17 protein-coding genes are annotated in these 12,952 nt (G+C 66.3%); 12 read left to right on the top strand and 5 right to left on the bottom strand.

What is annotated here, in order from left to right:
- Positions 1–203: 203 nt before the first annotated feature.
- The 8 genes from FHP91_RS10975 (at position 204) to FHP91_RS10940 (ending at position 7,199) form a co-directional block, all read left to right on the top strand.
- Complete coding sequence (locus FHP91_RS10975) at positions 204–1,193, top strand: AAA family ATPase (protein WP_186301515.1); 990 nt, start codon at positions 204–206, stop codon at positions 1,191–1,193.
- Complete coding sequence (locus FHP91_RS10970) at positions 1,193–2,932, top strand: cobaltochelatase CobT-related protein (protein WP_144309647.1); 1,740 nt, start codon at positions 1,193–1,195, stop codon at positions 2,930–2,932. The genes FHP91_RS10975 and FHP91_RS10970 overlap by 1 nt, the downstream gene beginning before the upstream one ends.
- Positions 2,933–2,961: 29 nt before the next feature.
- Positions 2,962–3,336: a cupin domain-containing protein gene (locus FHP91_RS10965; RefSeq protein ID WP_144309646.1), complete on the top strand. Its 375-nt coding sequence runs from the start codon at positions 2,962–2,964 to the stop codon at positions 3,334–3,336.
- A gap of 3 nt (positions 3,337–3,339) precedes the next feature.
- A complete protein-coding gene (locus tag FHP91_RS10960; RefSeq protein ID WP_144178199.1) occupies positions 3,340–3,693 on the top strand; it encodes a Lin0512 family protein in 354 nt (117 codons plus the stop codon).
- Positions 3,686–4,057, top strand: coding sequence for a Lin0512 family protein (locus FHP91_RS10955; protein WP_144309645.1), 372 nt, complete (start codon positions 3,686–3,688; stop codon positions 4,055–4,057). Before FHP91_RS10960 ends, FHP91_RS10955 begins: the two co-directional genes overlap by 8 nt.
- 4 nt (positions 4,058–4,061) lie before the next feature.
- On the top strand, positions 4,062–4,259 hold the full coding sequence (locus tag FHP91_RS10950; RefSeq protein ID WP_144309644.1) for a hypothetical protein: 198 nt from the start codon (positions 4,062–4,064) through the stop codon (positions 4,257–4,259).
- 583 nt (positions 4,260–4,842) lie between these two features.
- Positions 4,843–6,324, top strand: coding sequence for a SulP family inorganic anion transporter (locus tag FHP91_RS10945; RefSeq protein WP_144309643.1), 1,482 nt, complete (start codon positions 4,843–4,845; stop codon positions 6,322–6,324).
- Between the two features lie 11 nt (positions 6,325–6,335).
- Entirely contained in the window at positions 6,336–7,199 is an 864-nt protein-coding gene (locus FHP91_RS10940) for a universal stress protein (RefSeq protein WP_144309642.1), read from the top strand.
- A 29-nt stretch (positions 7,200–7,228) separates the two neighbouring features.
- On the opposite strand, the gene FHP91_RS21300 is transcribed toward FHP91_RS10940, so the two are convergent.
- The 4 genes from FHP91_RS21300 to FHP91_RS10920 form a co-directional block, all read right to left on the bottom strand.
- On the bottom strand, positions 7,229–7,486 hold the full coding sequence (locus FHP91_RS21300; RefSeq protein ID WP_222105174.1) for a hypothetical protein: 258 nt from the start codon (positions 7,484–7,486) through the stop codon (positions 7,229–7,231).
- A gap of 213 nt (positions 7,487–7,699) precedes the next feature.
- Positions 7,700–8,101: a cupin domain-containing protein gene (locus FHP91_RS10930; RefSeq protein ID WP_144309641.1), complete on the bottom strand. Its 402-nt coding sequence runs from the start codon at positions 8,099–8,101 to the stop codon at positions 7,700–7,702.
- Positions 8,102–8,121: 20 nt separating this feature from the next.
- Entirely contained in the window at positions 8,122–8,601 is a 480-nt protein-coding gene (locus tag FHP91_RS10925; RefSeq protein WP_144309640.1) for a carboxymuconolactone decarboxylase family protein, read from the bottom strand.
- 44 nt (positions 8,602–8,645) lie between these two features.
- Positions 8,646–9,404 (bottom strand): SDR family oxidoreductase, encoded by a 759-nt coding sequence (locus tag FHP91_RS10920; RefSeq protein WP_144309639.1) that lies wholly within the window; start codon positions 9,402–9,404, stop codon positions 8,646–8,648.
- Here FHP91_RS10920 and FHP91_RS21150 point away from each other — a divergent pair.
- The 4 genes from FHP91_RS21150 to FHP91_RS10905 all read left to right on the top strand — a co-directional run bounded on the left by FHP91_RS21150 (position 9,403) and on the right by FHP91_RS10905 (position 12,450).
- On the top strand, positions 9,403–9,552 hold the full coding sequence (locus tag FHP91_RS21150; protein ID WP_186301514.1) for a hypothetical protein: 150 nt from the start codon (positions 9,403–9,405) through the stop codon (positions 9,550–9,552). The genes FHP91_RS10920 and FHP91_RS21150 overlap by 2 nt on opposite strands.
- Before the next feature lie 7 nt (positions 9,553–9,559).
- A complete protein-coding gene (locus FHP91_RS10915) occupies positions 9,560–11,137 on the top strand; it encodes a winged helix-turn-helix domain-containing tetratricopeptide repeat protein (RefSeq protein ID WP_144309638.1) in 1,578 nt (525 codons plus the stop codon).
- A gap of 98 nt (positions 11,138–11,235) precedes the next feature.
- A complete protein-coding gene (locus tag FHP91_RS10910) occupies positions 11,236–11,856 on the top strand; it encodes a flavin reductase family protein (RefSeq protein ID WP_144309637.1) in 621 nt (206 codons plus the stop codon).
- A 198-nt stretch (positions 11,857–12,054) separates the two neighbouring features.
- Positions 12,055–12,450, top strand: coding sequence for a hypothetical protein (locus FHP91_RS10905; protein ID WP_144309636.1), 396 nt, complete (start codon positions 12,055–12,057; stop codon positions 12,448–12,450).
- A gap of 42 nt (positions 12,451–12,492) precedes the next feature.
- On the opposite strand, the gene FHP91_RS10900 is transcribed toward FHP91_RS10905, so the two are convergent.
- The gene (locus FHP91_RS10900; RefSeq protein WP_144309635.1) at positions 12,493–12,942 is read right to left on the bottom strand and encodes a regulator; all 450 of its coding nucleotides are present in this window, start codon (positions 12,940–12,942) and stop codon (positions 12,493–12,495) included.
- Positions 12,943–12,952 lie beyond the last annotated feature (10 nt).

Here is a 12,952-nt window from a genome sequence, read left to right as displayed (position 1 = left end):
TCGCCATTCAGGCGCCGATCATGCGGCTCAACCACGACAAGGTGCTCACGCTACTGCCGGCGCTCAAGAAAGCCGCCAAGGCCCTCGCCGACATCGAGACGCAGGCAGAGAACGAATTGCAGCACAGCGCCTGAGCGGGGGGAGGTCTCCTGTTTGGGTGAAAACCGACGCCGTGGGCAATGACCCGCGGCGCGCAACCCGACATGGAGAAGCCCGTGGCAGACAATGTGATCACCGCGCCGGACAAGCAAGTGTCCGTGCGCAGCGTGTTTGGTATCGATTCCGACCTGATGGTGCCGGCGTTCAGCGAGCGCGACGACCATGTGCCGGAAGTCGACGACGCCTATCGTTTCAACCCCGATGTGACGCTGGCGATTCTGGCCGGCTTCACCCGCGACCGCCGGGTGATGGTGCAAGGCCTGCACGGCACCGGCAAATCCACGCATATCGAGCAGGTCGCCGCGCGGCTCAACTGGCCTTGCGTGCGCGTGAACCTCGACGGCCACATCAGCCGGCTCGATCTGGTTGGCAAGGACACCATTGTCGTGCGCGACGGCCTGCAGGTAACCGAGTTTCAGGAAGGCATCGTGCCCTGGGCGCTGCAACGCCCGGTGGCGATGATCTTTGACGAATACGATGCCGGCCGGCCGGACGTGATGTTCGTCATCCAGCGCATTCTCGAGCGCGACGGCAAGTTCACTCTGCTCGACCAGAACCGCGTGATTCGCCCGCACCCGTACTTCCGCCTGTTCGCCACGTCCAACACGGTTGGCCTGGGCAATCTGTCGGGCATGTACCACGGCACGCAAGTGCTCAACCATGCGCAGATCGACCGCTGGAACATCGTTGCCACGCTCAACTACCTGCCGCATGACGAAGAGGTCGCCATCGTGCTGGCCCGCGTGCCGGCCAAGAACTACGACAAGGGCCGCAAGCTGATCGCGCAGATGGTGCAGGTGGCCGACCTCACTCGCAAAGGCTTTGCTGCGGGCGATCTGTCCACGCTGATGTCGCCGCGCACGGTGATCACCTGGGCCGAGAACTGCGAGATATTCCGCAATCCGCCGCTGGCCTTCCGCCTGTCCTTCCTAAACAAGTGCGATGAAGCCGAGCGCCCGATCGTGGCCGAGTATTACCAGCGCTGCTTTGGCGAAGAGCTGGACGAGTCGTGGATGCGCGAGGCGCAGTCGTAATGCAAGCGACCGCGCAGCAGCGGGCCAAGCGGCAGCAGAAAGTCGAAGAGCTCTGCGCCGCTACCTTGCGCGCGCTGACCGGCGATGCCCAACTGCATTACCGGGGGCGGCGCCTGCACCAGGGCGCGCGGCCGCTGCCCATGCATGCGCCGCATCTGCGCATCGACTCCGATCAGGACGCGTTTGAAGACTGCCGCGCCGCGGCCGACGGCATGGCCTTGCGGCTGTTGCATTCCGACCCCGAATTGCACCGCAGCCTCTGCCCGACGGGTGGGGTGCAGCGGCTGGTGTTCGAGTGGCTGGAGCAGTTGCGCGTTGAAACCCATGTGCCGATCGACATGCCCGGCATGGCCGACAACCTGCACCACCGGTTTGAAAACTGGTCGCGCACCTTCTACCGCGAGGGGCTGACCGAAGGGCGCTTCGGCATCTTGCTCTACACCGTGGCGCAGATGAGCTGGTCGCGCCTGATGGCGCGACAGGTGCTCGAAGAGACCGAGGACTACATCGAAGGCACGCGCGTGTCGCTGGCGGGTGTGCTTGGCACGCCGCTGGCCGGCATGCGCCGACACCGCGACAATCAGGCCGAGTTTGCCAAGCATGCGCTGGAAGTGGCGCGGGTGGTCGATGAGACCATGCGCTCCGACAGGGCCGACGCCGGTGGCGACGACGCCGAGCGCGACCCCGAGGAAGAAGACGAAGCCAAGAGCCGCTTCGCGCTGCTGCTCGACTTCGACCAGGATGAAGGTGACGGCAACACCATCGCCACCGCCACCACCGGCGACAGCAAGGTGTTTGAAGACGCCAGACAGGCCTACCATGTGTACACCACGCGCTTCGACACCGAGGTGTCGGCCGGCACGCTGGTGCGCAAGGCGCTGCTGCGCGAGTACCGCGAGCGGGTCGACAAGCGCATCACCGAGCAGGGCATCAACCTGCCGCGCCTGGCGCGCATGCTCGGCGCCATCCTGGCCCAGCCGCAGCGCGACGGCTGGCTGTTCGGGCAGGAAGAAGGGCGTATCGACGGCGCCCGCTTGTCGCAGCTCATCAGCTCGCCGGCCGAACGCCGCCTGTTCCGGCAAGACCAGTACAAGCCGCAAGCCGATTGCGTGGTCACCTTCCTGGTCGATTGCTCCGGCTCGATGAAGACGCATTCTGAGCCGGTGGCGATGATGGTCGACCTGCTCATCCGCGCGCTTGAGATGGTGGGCGTCACCACCGAGATGCTCGGCTTCACCACCGGCGGCTGGAACGGCGGCCGGGCGGTCAAGGAATGGATGGCGCATGGCAAGCCGGCGCATCCGGGGCGGCTCAACGAAGTCACTCACATGGTGTTCAAAGAGGCCGACCGCAACTGGCGCCGCGCCCGCATCGACATGATGGCCTTGCTCAAGCCCGACCTGTTTCGCGAAGGCATCGACGGCGAAGCGGTGGACTGGGCCTGCAACCGCCTGCTGGCGCGCAGCGAAGAACGGCGGATCCTGATCGTGATCTCCGATGGCTGCCCCGCCGACAGCGCCACCGGCCGCGCCAACGACGACTTCTACCTCGACAACCACCTCAAGGATGTGGTGGCGCGGCGCGAGGCGCAGGGCGCGGTGGAGATCCTCGGCCTTGGCGCCGGCCTCGACCTGAGCCCCTTCTACCGCCGTTGCCTCGCCACCGACATGAGCCAGGCGCTCGACAACGAACTGTTCTACGACATCGTCCAGCTCATTGGCGGACGCCACCGGCGCTGATGCCGGCCCCAATATTGACGGAAAGCCCCATGCCAAACCCGGTGATCAATTTTGCTGAGAGCGGCGCCGAGCGCGTCGACAGCCGACTGGCTGATTTGCCCGATCGCGTTGTTGAAGGCGACCCGCAGCACAGCAACCAGCAGCACTTCGAAAGCACCGACGGTGCGCTCATTGCCGGCACCTGGACCAGTACCCCCGGCCGCTGGCACGCCTTCACCGATCGCGACGAGTTCTGCGTCATCCTCGCCGGCCACTGCCGCCTGATCGCCGACGACGGCACCGCCAAGACCTTCATGGCCGGTGACGCCTTCATGATCCCGAATGGCTTTCGCGGCTACTGGGACGTGATCGAAACCACCACCAAACACTACGTCATCCGCAGCTACACCCCCACCGAGGACTAAATCATGGCCCTGAAAAAAATGGTGGTGCAGTTCGGCATGGGGACCTCGATCCGCAGCCGCAACTACACTCAGGCCGGCGCACGCGCGATCCGCGACGCGCTCTGGCATCACTCGCTCAACGTCGCCGATGCCTTCGGCTTCCCCCGTACCGCGATGGTCATCGACGCCGTCGTTGCCGTTCAGCGCCCCGATCTGGTCGATGAAGCCGAGCTGATCAAGGTGTTTCCGTACGGGCAGGTCACGGTTCGCGTGATCGAAGGCGGGCTCGACGTACCCAAGCCCAGCGGCGACAGTATCAGCGTCATCGCCAACGCCGCCATCACCGTTTCCTTCGACATGGAGGCCGCCCATGACTGAAAAACGCATCATCCTCGAAATGGGCACCGGCAACGACCTCTACGGCGAGGACTACACCAAGGCCGCCTGCCGCGCCGTGCAGGATGCACTGCACCACTCGTCCATCCTGCTGTTCCGCAGCCTGGACATCGACCACCGCGACATGCGCGTGCAAGTGACCATCGGCGTGCAAGACCCCGACAAGGTCGACACCGATGCGGTCGCCGACACCCTGCCGCGCGGCTACGCCGAAGTAAAAGCCGTGAAGGGTGGGCTGAATGTGCACGACCCCGAACAGGGCACCACCCACATCATCGCCACGGCAGCCGTTGAAGCTTTCGTGCCGCTCACCGCGGGCGCCTGGCGCTTGAGCGAAGGCGTGTGATGGCATGACGCTCGCCGACACGGTGTCGGTGGCGACAAAAGGGCAGGGCGTATCGCCGGGGTTTTGGCCTGGCGAAACGCCTTTTCTGTTTGTCTCTTGCGCGACCGTGCTCGCCCGACCGCGTCAGCATGCGGCCGGCTACGCTGAACGACACAGCCCGCGTAGGGTGGAAAAGCGCAGCGCCTTCCACCGCATGCGGTGATTGGAGTGGAGGCATTCGGCGGATGACGCTTCGCTGATCCGCCCTGCATCAGCGGATGCGGGAGACTCATGGATAGGTCGAAGGTCGAGTGGCCAGTCGACTTTCAGGGGCGAGAGAGCGTTCTACTTGGGGCGAGTGTGTCGCCAAACACGTCGTCCGGTGTTGGCGTGGTGGCATCCGGTAGGCGGCGTTTGGCGGGAATCGGCTTTGGCAGATGTGGGTGAAGCGAGTGGGCGTCGGTGCCTTTCTTGACGCGGCGCTGTTGTGCAATGCACAATGCGGCGATGAAGGTAGTCGCCGCGCGCCGCTCAATTGCACTGCAATGCATCCGCCTCCGTGGCTTTGCCGTGCATGGGGCTCAGCCCGTCAACTCTCGTGGCGCCGCCTTGCCGCGTGGCTACTTCTGCGCTGTAACACCTCCTTGATCCACGTCTGACGCCGTTTGACCTGAAGGCTTGCGCTGCCATCGCGTCGATGATGCTGGCATGCAACTGACTGGCCGTTTTCGCTCGGTGTACCGGCGGGCGTCGTGTGTTCTCCATTTTCTTGTTACTCGGCCATCGCGGTCGACAGACCTCTAACTATGTCCCTACACAGACTCCAGCAGGACTGGCTTTCGAACGTCCGCAACGATCTGCTCGCAGGTCTTGTGGTCGCGTTGGCCTTGATTCCCGAGGCGATCGCCTTTTCCATCATTGCGGGTGTGGACCCCAAGGTGGGCTTGTATGCCTCCTTCTCGATCGCCACGCTGACCGCCTTCTTCGGCGGCCGGCCGGGCATGATCTCTGCCGCCACCGGCGCCATGGCCCTGGTCATCGTGACCCTGGTGAAAACGCACGGCCTCGACTACCTGCTGGCCGCCACGGTACTGACCGGGGTGCTGCAGATCTTTGCCGGCTGGCTGAAGCTCGGCCAGCTGATGCGCTTCGTGTCGCGCTCGGTGGTCACCGGCTTCGTCAATGCGTTGGCGATCCTGATCTTCTTGGCGCAGCTGCCCGAGCTGATTGATGTGACCTGGCATGTCTATGCCATGACGGCGGCCGGGCTGGCCATCATCTATGGTTTCCCGTACATCACCCGCGCGGTGCCCTCGCCGCTGGTGACCATTGTGTCGCTCACCGCGCTGTCGATCGCGCTGGGTCTCGACATCCGCACGGTGGGCGACATGGGCGAGCTGCCCGACAGCCTGCCGTCCTTCCTGATGCCGAACGTGCCGTTCAACCTCGAGACGCTGCAGATCATCCTGCCGTACTCGCTGACGCTGATGGTGGTCGGTCTGCTCGAATCGCTGATGACCGCCACCATTGTTGACGACCTGACCGACACCAAGAGCGACAAGAGCCAGGAATGCGTCGGCCAGGGCATCGCCAACATCGCCACCGGTTTCATCGGCGGCATGGCGGGCTGCGCCATGATCGGCCAGTCGGTGATCAACGTGAAATCGGGCGGCCGTGGCCGGCTGTCGACGCTGGTGGCCGGGGTGGTGCTGCTGATCCTGGTGGTCTTCCTGGGCGACTGGGTCAAGCAGATCCCGATGGCGGCGCTGGTGGCGGTGATGATCATGGTGTCGATCGGTACCTTCAACTGGGGCTCCATCACCAACCTGCGCGAGCATCCGAAGAGCTCTTCGGTGGTGATGTTTGCCACGGTGGTGGTGACCGTGGCCACCCACGACCTGGCCAAGGGCGTGCTGACCGGGGTGCTGCTGTCGGGCTTCTTCTTTGCCCACAAGGTTGGCCAGATCCTGCGCATCGGCTCGCGCACCGAGGACGATGGCCGCAGCCGCAGCTACCAGGTCAGTGGCCAGGTGTTTTTCGCCTCGGCGGAGCGCTTCGCCAACGCCTTTGACTACAAGGAGGTGCTCGACACGGTGCGCATCGATGTCAGCCGCGCCCACTTCTGGGACATCACCGCGATCAGCGCGCTGGACAAGGTGGTGCTCAAGTTCCGCCGCGAAGGCACCGAGGTCGAGGTCATCGGCCTGAATGAAGCGAGCGCCACCATGGTGGACAAGTTTGCCGTGCATGACAAAGACGGCGCCGACGACGTGCTGCTGGGCCACTGAGGAGAATGCACATGAATATCGATCGCAAGATTCTCGCCTGCGTGGATACCACGCCGATGGCCGATGTGGTGACCGACTACGCGACCTGGGCGGCTCGCCGCCTCGATGCGCCGGTGGAGCTGCTGCATGTGCTCGAGCGCCATGTCGAGCTGTCCGACAATCAGGACCACAGTGGCGCCATTGGCCTCGACGCCCAGGAGAAGCTGATGGACCGGCTGACCCAGGAGGATGCCGAGCGCACCCGCAGCGCGCGCGAGCAAGGCCGCGTGTTGCTCTCCGGCCTGCGCGAACGCGCCGAGCAAGGTGGCGCGACGACCGTCGACAGCCGTTTGCGCCATGGCGACATCGAAGAGACCCTAGCCGAGCAGCAAGAAGGCAGCCGGCTGCTGATCATTGGTCGCAACGGGCACCCCAGGCGCGATGCCAAGACCGGCCTGGGCCAGCACCTGGAGTGGGTGGTGCGCTCAGCCACCCGGCCGGTACTGGTGGTGACCGAAGCGTATCGGGAGCCGAGGTCGGTGCTGTTTGCCTTTGATGGCAGTAGCGTGACCCGCAAGGGCGTCGACATGCTGGCCGGTAGCCCGCTGCTGCGCGGCCTGAAGCTGCAATTGCTGATCGCCGGTGAGCCCGGCGCGGCCGAGCAGAAGTCGCTGGATGCCGCGGTCGTCAGCCTGGTCGCCGCCGGCATCGAAGCCACCGCCAGCACGCGCGCCGGCAGCCCGAAAGAGGTCGTCGCCGACGCGCTGGCCACCGGCGGTTTCGACATGCTGGTGATGGGCGCCTACAGTCACTCCCCGCTGCGCAGCCTGTTGTTTGGCAGCAAGACCACCGACATGCTCACCTCGACCTGCGTGCCAACCTTGTTGCTGCGCTGACCGGCGCGGCCGGGTCGTCTGTTGCTGTCTCAATCAAGAAAGGCGCCGATGGCGCCTTTCTGCTTTTCCGGGTGCGCTGCACCGTCGCGGCGACCGTGCGGGTGAGGCTGGTCAGGTCGAGAACGGGCACGCTCACGGATGGGGCGGTCGGCGGTGGCGCCCCTGACGGTGTGGTAAAGCACCGGGAAGTCGAAGCTCGCCGCGTACTTGATGTGCCCTTCGGGTTTGGGGAAGAAGGACTCCAGCGAGATCACGCCGAACGGGATGCCATAGGTGTTGAGCCGCATTGAAGAATCATGAGGGACCGCTCTGGTGAGATGAAGGCTGTGTTGGCATTGCCGAATCGCGCGGGCGAGAAGACGGCAAGTGCCGATTCGTTTGCACGGTCTTGAATGCTTTCGGCGACCAGCTTGCCGGTCGCTGCCGCGAGTGTCAGTCCCAGGTGGCCGCGCTCAAACGCGACCATGAAGTTGGCGTGGCCCGGCAGGCCGCCATCCGCGTCAGTGGGCCGGCATCGAGATCGGTTCGCTGGCGTTCTTCAGCAGGACGACCAGAAAGCGCGCCGGTTCGGTGCGGCTGGCGTTGCGCGAGACGGTGTGGATATCGTCCGGGCCTTCGTGGAAGGTCTGGCCCGGGCCGAGCGTGACGGTCTTGCCGCCGCGCACACCCATCACGATCGAGCCTTCGAGTACATACACGAAGGCGTGCGCGTTGTGGCGATGCACGGGGCTTTCTCCGCCCGGGGGGTACTCGACCGTGATGACCACGCCGTTCTTGCCGGGGTAGTCGGGCAGCGCCTGGGTCATCAGGGGGGTCACCTGCGCCGGTGGCGGCGTCGGTTGTGCGCTGGTGGCACCGGCGGCCAGCAGCAACAGCGTGGCGAGGATCTTGAATCTGGACATGACGTGCTCCTTGTGGCGGTTCAGGACAGACCGGACCGGTCGAGGCCGAAGGCCTTGTCGGACGAGCCGGGGACGACCTGGAAGCCCACGCTGGCGCGGTTCCAGGCGTTGATCGACATCACCAGGAAGCTCAGGTCGGACACTTCCTTTTCGGACAGCTGCTCGCGCACGCGCGCATAGATGTCGTCGGGCACGCCCTCGGCGGGGAGCCGGGTCAGGCTTTCGGCCCACGCCAGGGCGGCGCGTTCGCGCGCGCTGAACAGCGGCGATTCGCGCCAGACGGCGAGGTGGTGCAGCCGCAGCGGACGCTCGCCATGCATCGTCGCTTCCTTGACATGCATGTCGACGCAGAACGCGCAACCGTTGATCTGCGAGGCCCGGATATCCACCAGATGGCGGATGGACGGCTCGATGGTGGTCTCGTTGAGCGCCATGCTGAAGGCGAGCAGTTTCTTGAAGAGCTCGGGGGACTGCTTCTGGTAGTCGATGCGCTGGGTCATGATGATTCCTTTCTGTTGGGGGGATGGGGTCGGGGGGGGCGAGCTCAGGCGTTCGCCAGCGAGCGGCCGAGCCAGTGGTGGAGGCGGGTCGGGCCGGTGCGTGCGCCGGGGGCAGCCACCAGCGAGCGGTCGTCCAGTTCGCTGCCGAAATAGCGCGCATGAACGTCGGCGACGACCTCGCGGGTGTCTCCGCGCGCGGCGAGCACCTCGCGCGCCAGTGCGTCGAGCGGTAAGCGCTCCGGGCCGCCCACTTCGACGATGCCATTGACCGGCGCGCCGACCGCAAGCTCGGCCAGCACCGCTGACACGTCGTCCGCCGCGATGGGCTGGATCAGGGCCGGCGAGAGGCGGATCGTGCCGTCGGCGTCGGCACCCGCGTCGGCAATGCCGCCGATGAACTCGAAGAATTGCGTCGCGCGCAGCAGGGTGTAGGGCCTGCGCGAGGCGCGGATCAGCTTCTCCTGGGCGACCTTGGCGCGGAAGTAGCCGTTGTCGGGCAGGCGGTCGGTGCCGACGATGGACAGTGCCACATGGTGTTTGACGCCAGCGGCCGCTTCGGCTGCCAGCAGGTTGCGGGTCGAGGTTTCGAAGAAGCTCAGCACCGCCCGGTCTTCGAACGACGGCGAGTTGCTCACGTCGACCACCACCTGGGCGCCGGTCAGCGCTTCGGCCAGCCCCTGACCGGTGAGGGTGTTGACGCCCGTGCCGGGGGAGGCCGCCACGGTTTCATGTCCCTGCTGACGCAGTCTGCTTACAATGTTGGAGCCGATAAGGCCGGTGCCGCCGATCACGACGATTTTCATGGTCTTCTCCTTGGTTGGGGTCGATCACGCCACTGCGGTGATCGATGGCTGTAGTGTGCGCGGCGTGCCGGACCTGGACTTTGTCGACACCTTGAGTTTTCCTTGGATTTGGCTTGCCGGTCTGTCCGGGCCGGCACTGAGTGAATGAGCCCCGAATGTTTCTCGTGTTTGACGACTGCGTGCTCGACCTGGACCGGCGGGAACTGTCCCGCGCGTCGCAAAGCGTGGCGATGGCGCCCAAGGTCTTCGACCTGCTGGTCTATCTGGCCGAGCACGGCGAGCGCGTCGTCAGCCGGGACGACTTGATCGATACCGTCTGGGCGGGCCGGATCGTCTCGGAGTCCACCCTGGCCAGCCACGTCAATGCGGTGCGCAAGGCGGTCGGCGACGATGGTCGCCAGCAGCGCGTGATTCGCACCGTTGCACGTCGAGGCTTCCGTTTCGTGGCCGAGGTGCGCAAAACCGACGCGCTGGCGGAGGGTGGCCCGACCGACGCCGGCCGATCCGACGACGCCCCTGCGCCCGCACCAGCTCTGCCGGCCAAGCCGTCGATTGCCGTCCTGCCGTTTGTGAACCTGAGCGGTGACGCCGAGCAGGACTACCTGGCCGATGGCGTGGTCGAGGACATCATCGCCGCCCTGTCGCAATACCGCTGGCTGTTCGTCGTCGCGCGCAATTCGAGCTTCACCTACAAGGGCCGTGCCGTCGACATCAAGCAGGTCGGCTGCGAACTGGGCGTTCGCTACCTGCTGGAGGGCAGCTGGCGCACGGCGGATACCCGCGTGCGCATCACCTGCCAGCTGATCGACGCCACGACCGGGGCGAATCACTGGGCCGGCCGCTTCGAGGGCGTGCTGGGCGACATCTTCGCGCTGCAGGACGAGATCACCGAGGCCGTGGTCGGGGCGATCGCCCCGCAGCTCGAGCGTGCGGAGATCGAGCGCGCAAGGCACAAGCCGACCGGCAGCCTCGACGCCTATGACTACTATCTGCGCGGCATGGCCCGGCTGCATCAGGGCGCCCGCGAGGCCATCGACCAGGCGCTGCCGCTTTTCCACCAGGCGATGGCGTCCGACCCGGAGTTCGCCTCGGCCTGTGCGATGGCCGCCTGGTGCCATTGCTGGCGCAAGATCAACGGCTGGATGAGCGATCGCCCGCGGGAGGTGGCCGAAGGTATCCGGCTGGCGCGTCGGGCGGTCGAGCTGGGCCGGGACGATGCGGTCGCGCTTACCCGATGCGGGCATGCGCTGGGCCATCTGGCCGGCGACGTCGCCGGCGGCATTGCCCTGGTGGACCGGGCGCTGATGCTCAACCCCAACCTCGCCGCGGCATGGTTTCTCGGCGCCTTCCTCCGGCTCTGGCAAGGCGAGACGGAAGAAGCCCTTGCGTCCTTCACCCATGCGATGCGCCTGAGCCCCCTCGATCCGGAGTTGTACCGGATGCAGGCCGGCACCGCGGCCGCGCATTTGTTCCTGGGGCACTTCGACACAGCGGCGGCGTGGGCGGAGAAGGCGCAGCGCGAACTGCCCAGCCTGTTGCTGGCGGCGGCCATCCTGGCGGCCAGCCATGCACTGGCCGGGCGAATTGACGAGGCGCGGCGTGCGCTGGAAACGGTGCGCCGGCTCGACCCCGCGCTGCGCCAGTCCACGCTCACGGAATGGCTGCCGCTGCGCCGGCCGGAGAACGTCGCTACCTTGCGAGAAGGCCTGTGCCGCGCCGGCTTGCCGGGGTGAGGTGTGTGGGTCCCCGCGCGGTCTTCGCCGCTGCCGCCGCATGGCCTGCCGCCCACCGAACTGCTAACGTGCCGTGCTGATCCCGTAGCGAGCCCCCCATGTCCGATACCGAACACTTCTACGAACCGCGCCTGGGCCACGGCCTGCCGCATGACCCGTTCAACGCCATCGTCGGCCCGCGTCCTATTGGCTGGATCTCGTCGCGCAGCGCCGACGGCGTGCTCAACCTGGCGCCCTACAGCTTCTTCAACGCCTTCAACTACACGCCGCCGATCATTGGATTTGCCTCCACCGGCTACAAAGACACGGTGCGCAACATCGAGCAGACCGGCGAGTTCGCCTGGAACCTGGCCACGCGCGAGCTGGCCGAGGCGATGAACCGTAGCTGTGCCGCGGTGCCGCCCGAGGTGGACGAGTTTGCGCTGGCCGGGCTCACGCCGGTGGCCTCGCGCCTGATCGGCGTGCCGCGTGTGGCGCAGAGCCCGGTGAGCTTCGAGTGTCGCCGCACGCAGATCCTCCAGTTGCAGAGCGCCGCCGGCGAGACGGTGCCGACCTGGCTGGTGCTGGGCGAGGTGGTGGCGGTGCACATCGACCGCGCGCTGCTCAAGGACGGCATCTACGATACCGCCAACGCCGGCCACATCCTGCGCGGCGGCGGCCCGGCGGATTACTTCACGGTGGGGCCGGCGCAGCTGTTCCGCATGAAGCGGCCGGGCTGAGACCTGCAATCCGCCCTGGCGGCGCATGTCGTACTGGCATCTCCCACACCGGTGATCTAGTAGTAGAAGCAGGTGCCCGGCGCGCGCGGGCGCCGGCCTGATCGAGCCCATGACCATCGACCTCTGCGGCCCCTGGCCGTGCCCTCGACAGCGGTGGCGGACGCCCTGTCCGTGGCCGGATGACATGAGGAGAGTGACATGAAGCGTTGGCGATGGGGCCTCGGTGCGCTGTGCCTGGGCCTGGTGTTCGGGGGCGAGGTGGCAGTGGCGGCCGTGCCGCGGGTGGATCTGGGCATGGCGCAGAGCCAGTCGATGTGTGACGGAAAGGCGACCTATAAGTACGTGATTACCTGGAAGGCGCGTGGCACGGGACGCCAGTACCAGATCAATTCCGGCAACCAGTGCCGGCTGGCGGGCCAGGTGTGCGGCATCAGCAGCAAGACCTGCTACGCCCAGTGCGGCGCCGGCGGCGATTGTCGCGCCGAGGTGGCGGGCTGCCTGATCGGCCGCGGTTCGCCGTGGATCCAGGCCTACGGGATGGACGGCTCGGGCTATCAGCGCATCACCGCGCCGGCGCCGGGAAAGTGCCAGTGAGGTGACGCCGGGTGCGCGATGTGCAGCCCCCGGCGCCAGGGCTTACTGGCCGGCCGGGTGGCCTTGCTGGGCGAGCAGTCCGGCGACATCGGCCACGCTGAGCGTGGCGACGGTGTGGCCATCCGCATCGAGCACATCGAAGAGCACGCCGTCGGTACTGCCGCGGGTGCTGTAGAGCACCAGTGCGCCGCCGGGGCCGCCGCCTTCGCTGTGCGGGTCGGCATCGGCGGCGGTGATGCTGTGCCGGCCGGTCGGGCGGGTGTCGATCAGGGCGCCGTCGGGGGCGTAGAGGCGGTGCTCGCCCTGCAGCACCAGGGTATGGGTTTCGGAACGGTGGCGGTGCAGGAAAATGGGCGCGTCCGAGTCGTAGCGGATGATGAAGTCGGTGATCTGGCGCGCTTCATCGACGGCCAGGATGGTGTAGTGGAAGTGCGGAAAATCGCCGAGGCGGTGCCAGGCGAAGGCGGCGTCGAGGGGGCTGGGGGTGGTCATGACGGTCTCC

Origin of the sequence: Denitromonas halophila (assembly GCF_007625155.1) — a bacterium.
GTDB lineage: Bacteria > Pseudomonadota > Gammaproteobacteria > Burkholderiales > Rhodocyclaceae > Nitrogeniibacter > Nitrogeniibacter halophilus.
Note: the sequence above shows the minus strand (reverse complement) of the source record. Positions and strands in the feature narration are given on the sequence as shown.

What these genes read in the sequence shown, in the direction of transcription:
- FHP91_RS10975 (WP_186301515.1), top strand. Translation starts at nt 204, where the DNA reads ATGGAGAAGCCCGTGGCAGACAATGTGATCACCGCGCCGGACAAGCAA.
- FHP91_RS10970 (WP_144309647.1), top strand. Translation starts at nt 1,193, where the DNA reads ATGCAAGCGACCGCGCAGCAGCGGGCCAAGCGGCAGCAGAAAGTCGAA.
- FHP91_RS10965 (WP_144309646.1), top strand. Translation starts at nt 2,962, where the DNA reads ATGCCAAACCCGGTGATCAATTTTGCTGAGAGCGGCGCCGAGCGCGTC.
- FHP91_RS10960 (WP_144178199.1), top strand. Translation starts at nt 3,340, where the DNA reads ATGGCCCTGAAAAAAATGGTGGTGCAGTTCGGCATGGGGACCTCGATC.
- FHP91_RS10955 (WP_144309645.1), top strand. Translation starts at nt 3,686, where the DNA reads ATGACTGAAAAACGCATCATCCTCGAAATGGGCACCGGCAACGACCTC.
- FHP91_RS10950 (WP_144309644.1), top strand. Translation starts at nt 4,062, where the DNA reads ATGACGCTCGCCGACACGGTGTCGGTGGCGACAAAAGGGCAGGGCGTA.
- FHP91_RS10945 (WP_144309643.1), top strand. Translation starts at nt 4,843, where the DNA reads ATGTCCCTACACAGACTCCAGCAGGACTGGCTTTCGAACGTCCGCAAC.
- FHP91_RS10940 (WP_144309642.1), top strand. Translation starts at nt 6,336, where the DNA reads ATGAATATCGATCGCAAGATTCTCGCCTGCGTGGATACCACGCCGATG.
- FHP91_RS21300 (WP_222105174.1), bottom strand. Translation starts at nt 7,486, where the DNA reads ATGCGGCTCAACACCTATGGCATCCCGTTCGGCGTGATCTCGCTGGAG.
- FHP91_RS10930 (WP_144309641.1), bottom strand. Translation starts at nt 8,101, where the DNA reads ATGTCCAGATTCAAGATCCTCGCCACGCTGTTGCTGCTGGCCGCCGGT.
- FHP91_RS10925 (WP_144309640.1), bottom strand. Translation starts at nt 8,601, where the DNA reads ATGACCCAGCGCATCGACTACCAGAAGCAGTCCCCCGAGCTCTTCAAG.
- FHP91_RS21150 (WP_186301514.1), top strand. Translation starts at nt 9,403, where the DNA reads ATGGTCTTCTCCTTGGTTGGGGTCGATCACGCCACTGCGGTGATCGAT.
- FHP91_RS10920 (WP_144309639.1), bottom strand. Translation starts at nt 9,404, where the DNA reads ATGAAAATCGTCGTGATCGGCGGCACCGGCCTTATCGGCTCCAACATT.
- FHP91_RS10915 (WP_144309638.1), top strand. Translation starts at nt 9,560, where the DNA reads ATGTTTCTCGTGTTTGACGACTGCGTGCTCGACCTGGACCGGCGGGAA.
- FHP91_RS10910 (WP_144309637.1), top strand. Translation starts at nt 11,236, where the DNA reads ATGTCCGATACCGAACACTTCTACGAACCGCGCCTGGGCCACGGCCTG.
- FHP91_RS10905 (WP_144309636.1), top strand. Translation starts at nt 12,055, where the DNA reads ATGAAGCGTTGGCGATGGGGCCTCGGTGCGCTGTGCCTGGGCCTGGTG.
- FHP91_RS10900 (WP_144309635.1), bottom strand. Translation starts at nt 12,942, where the DNA reads ATGACCACCCCCAGCCCCCTCGACGCCGCCTTCGCCTGGCACCGCCTC.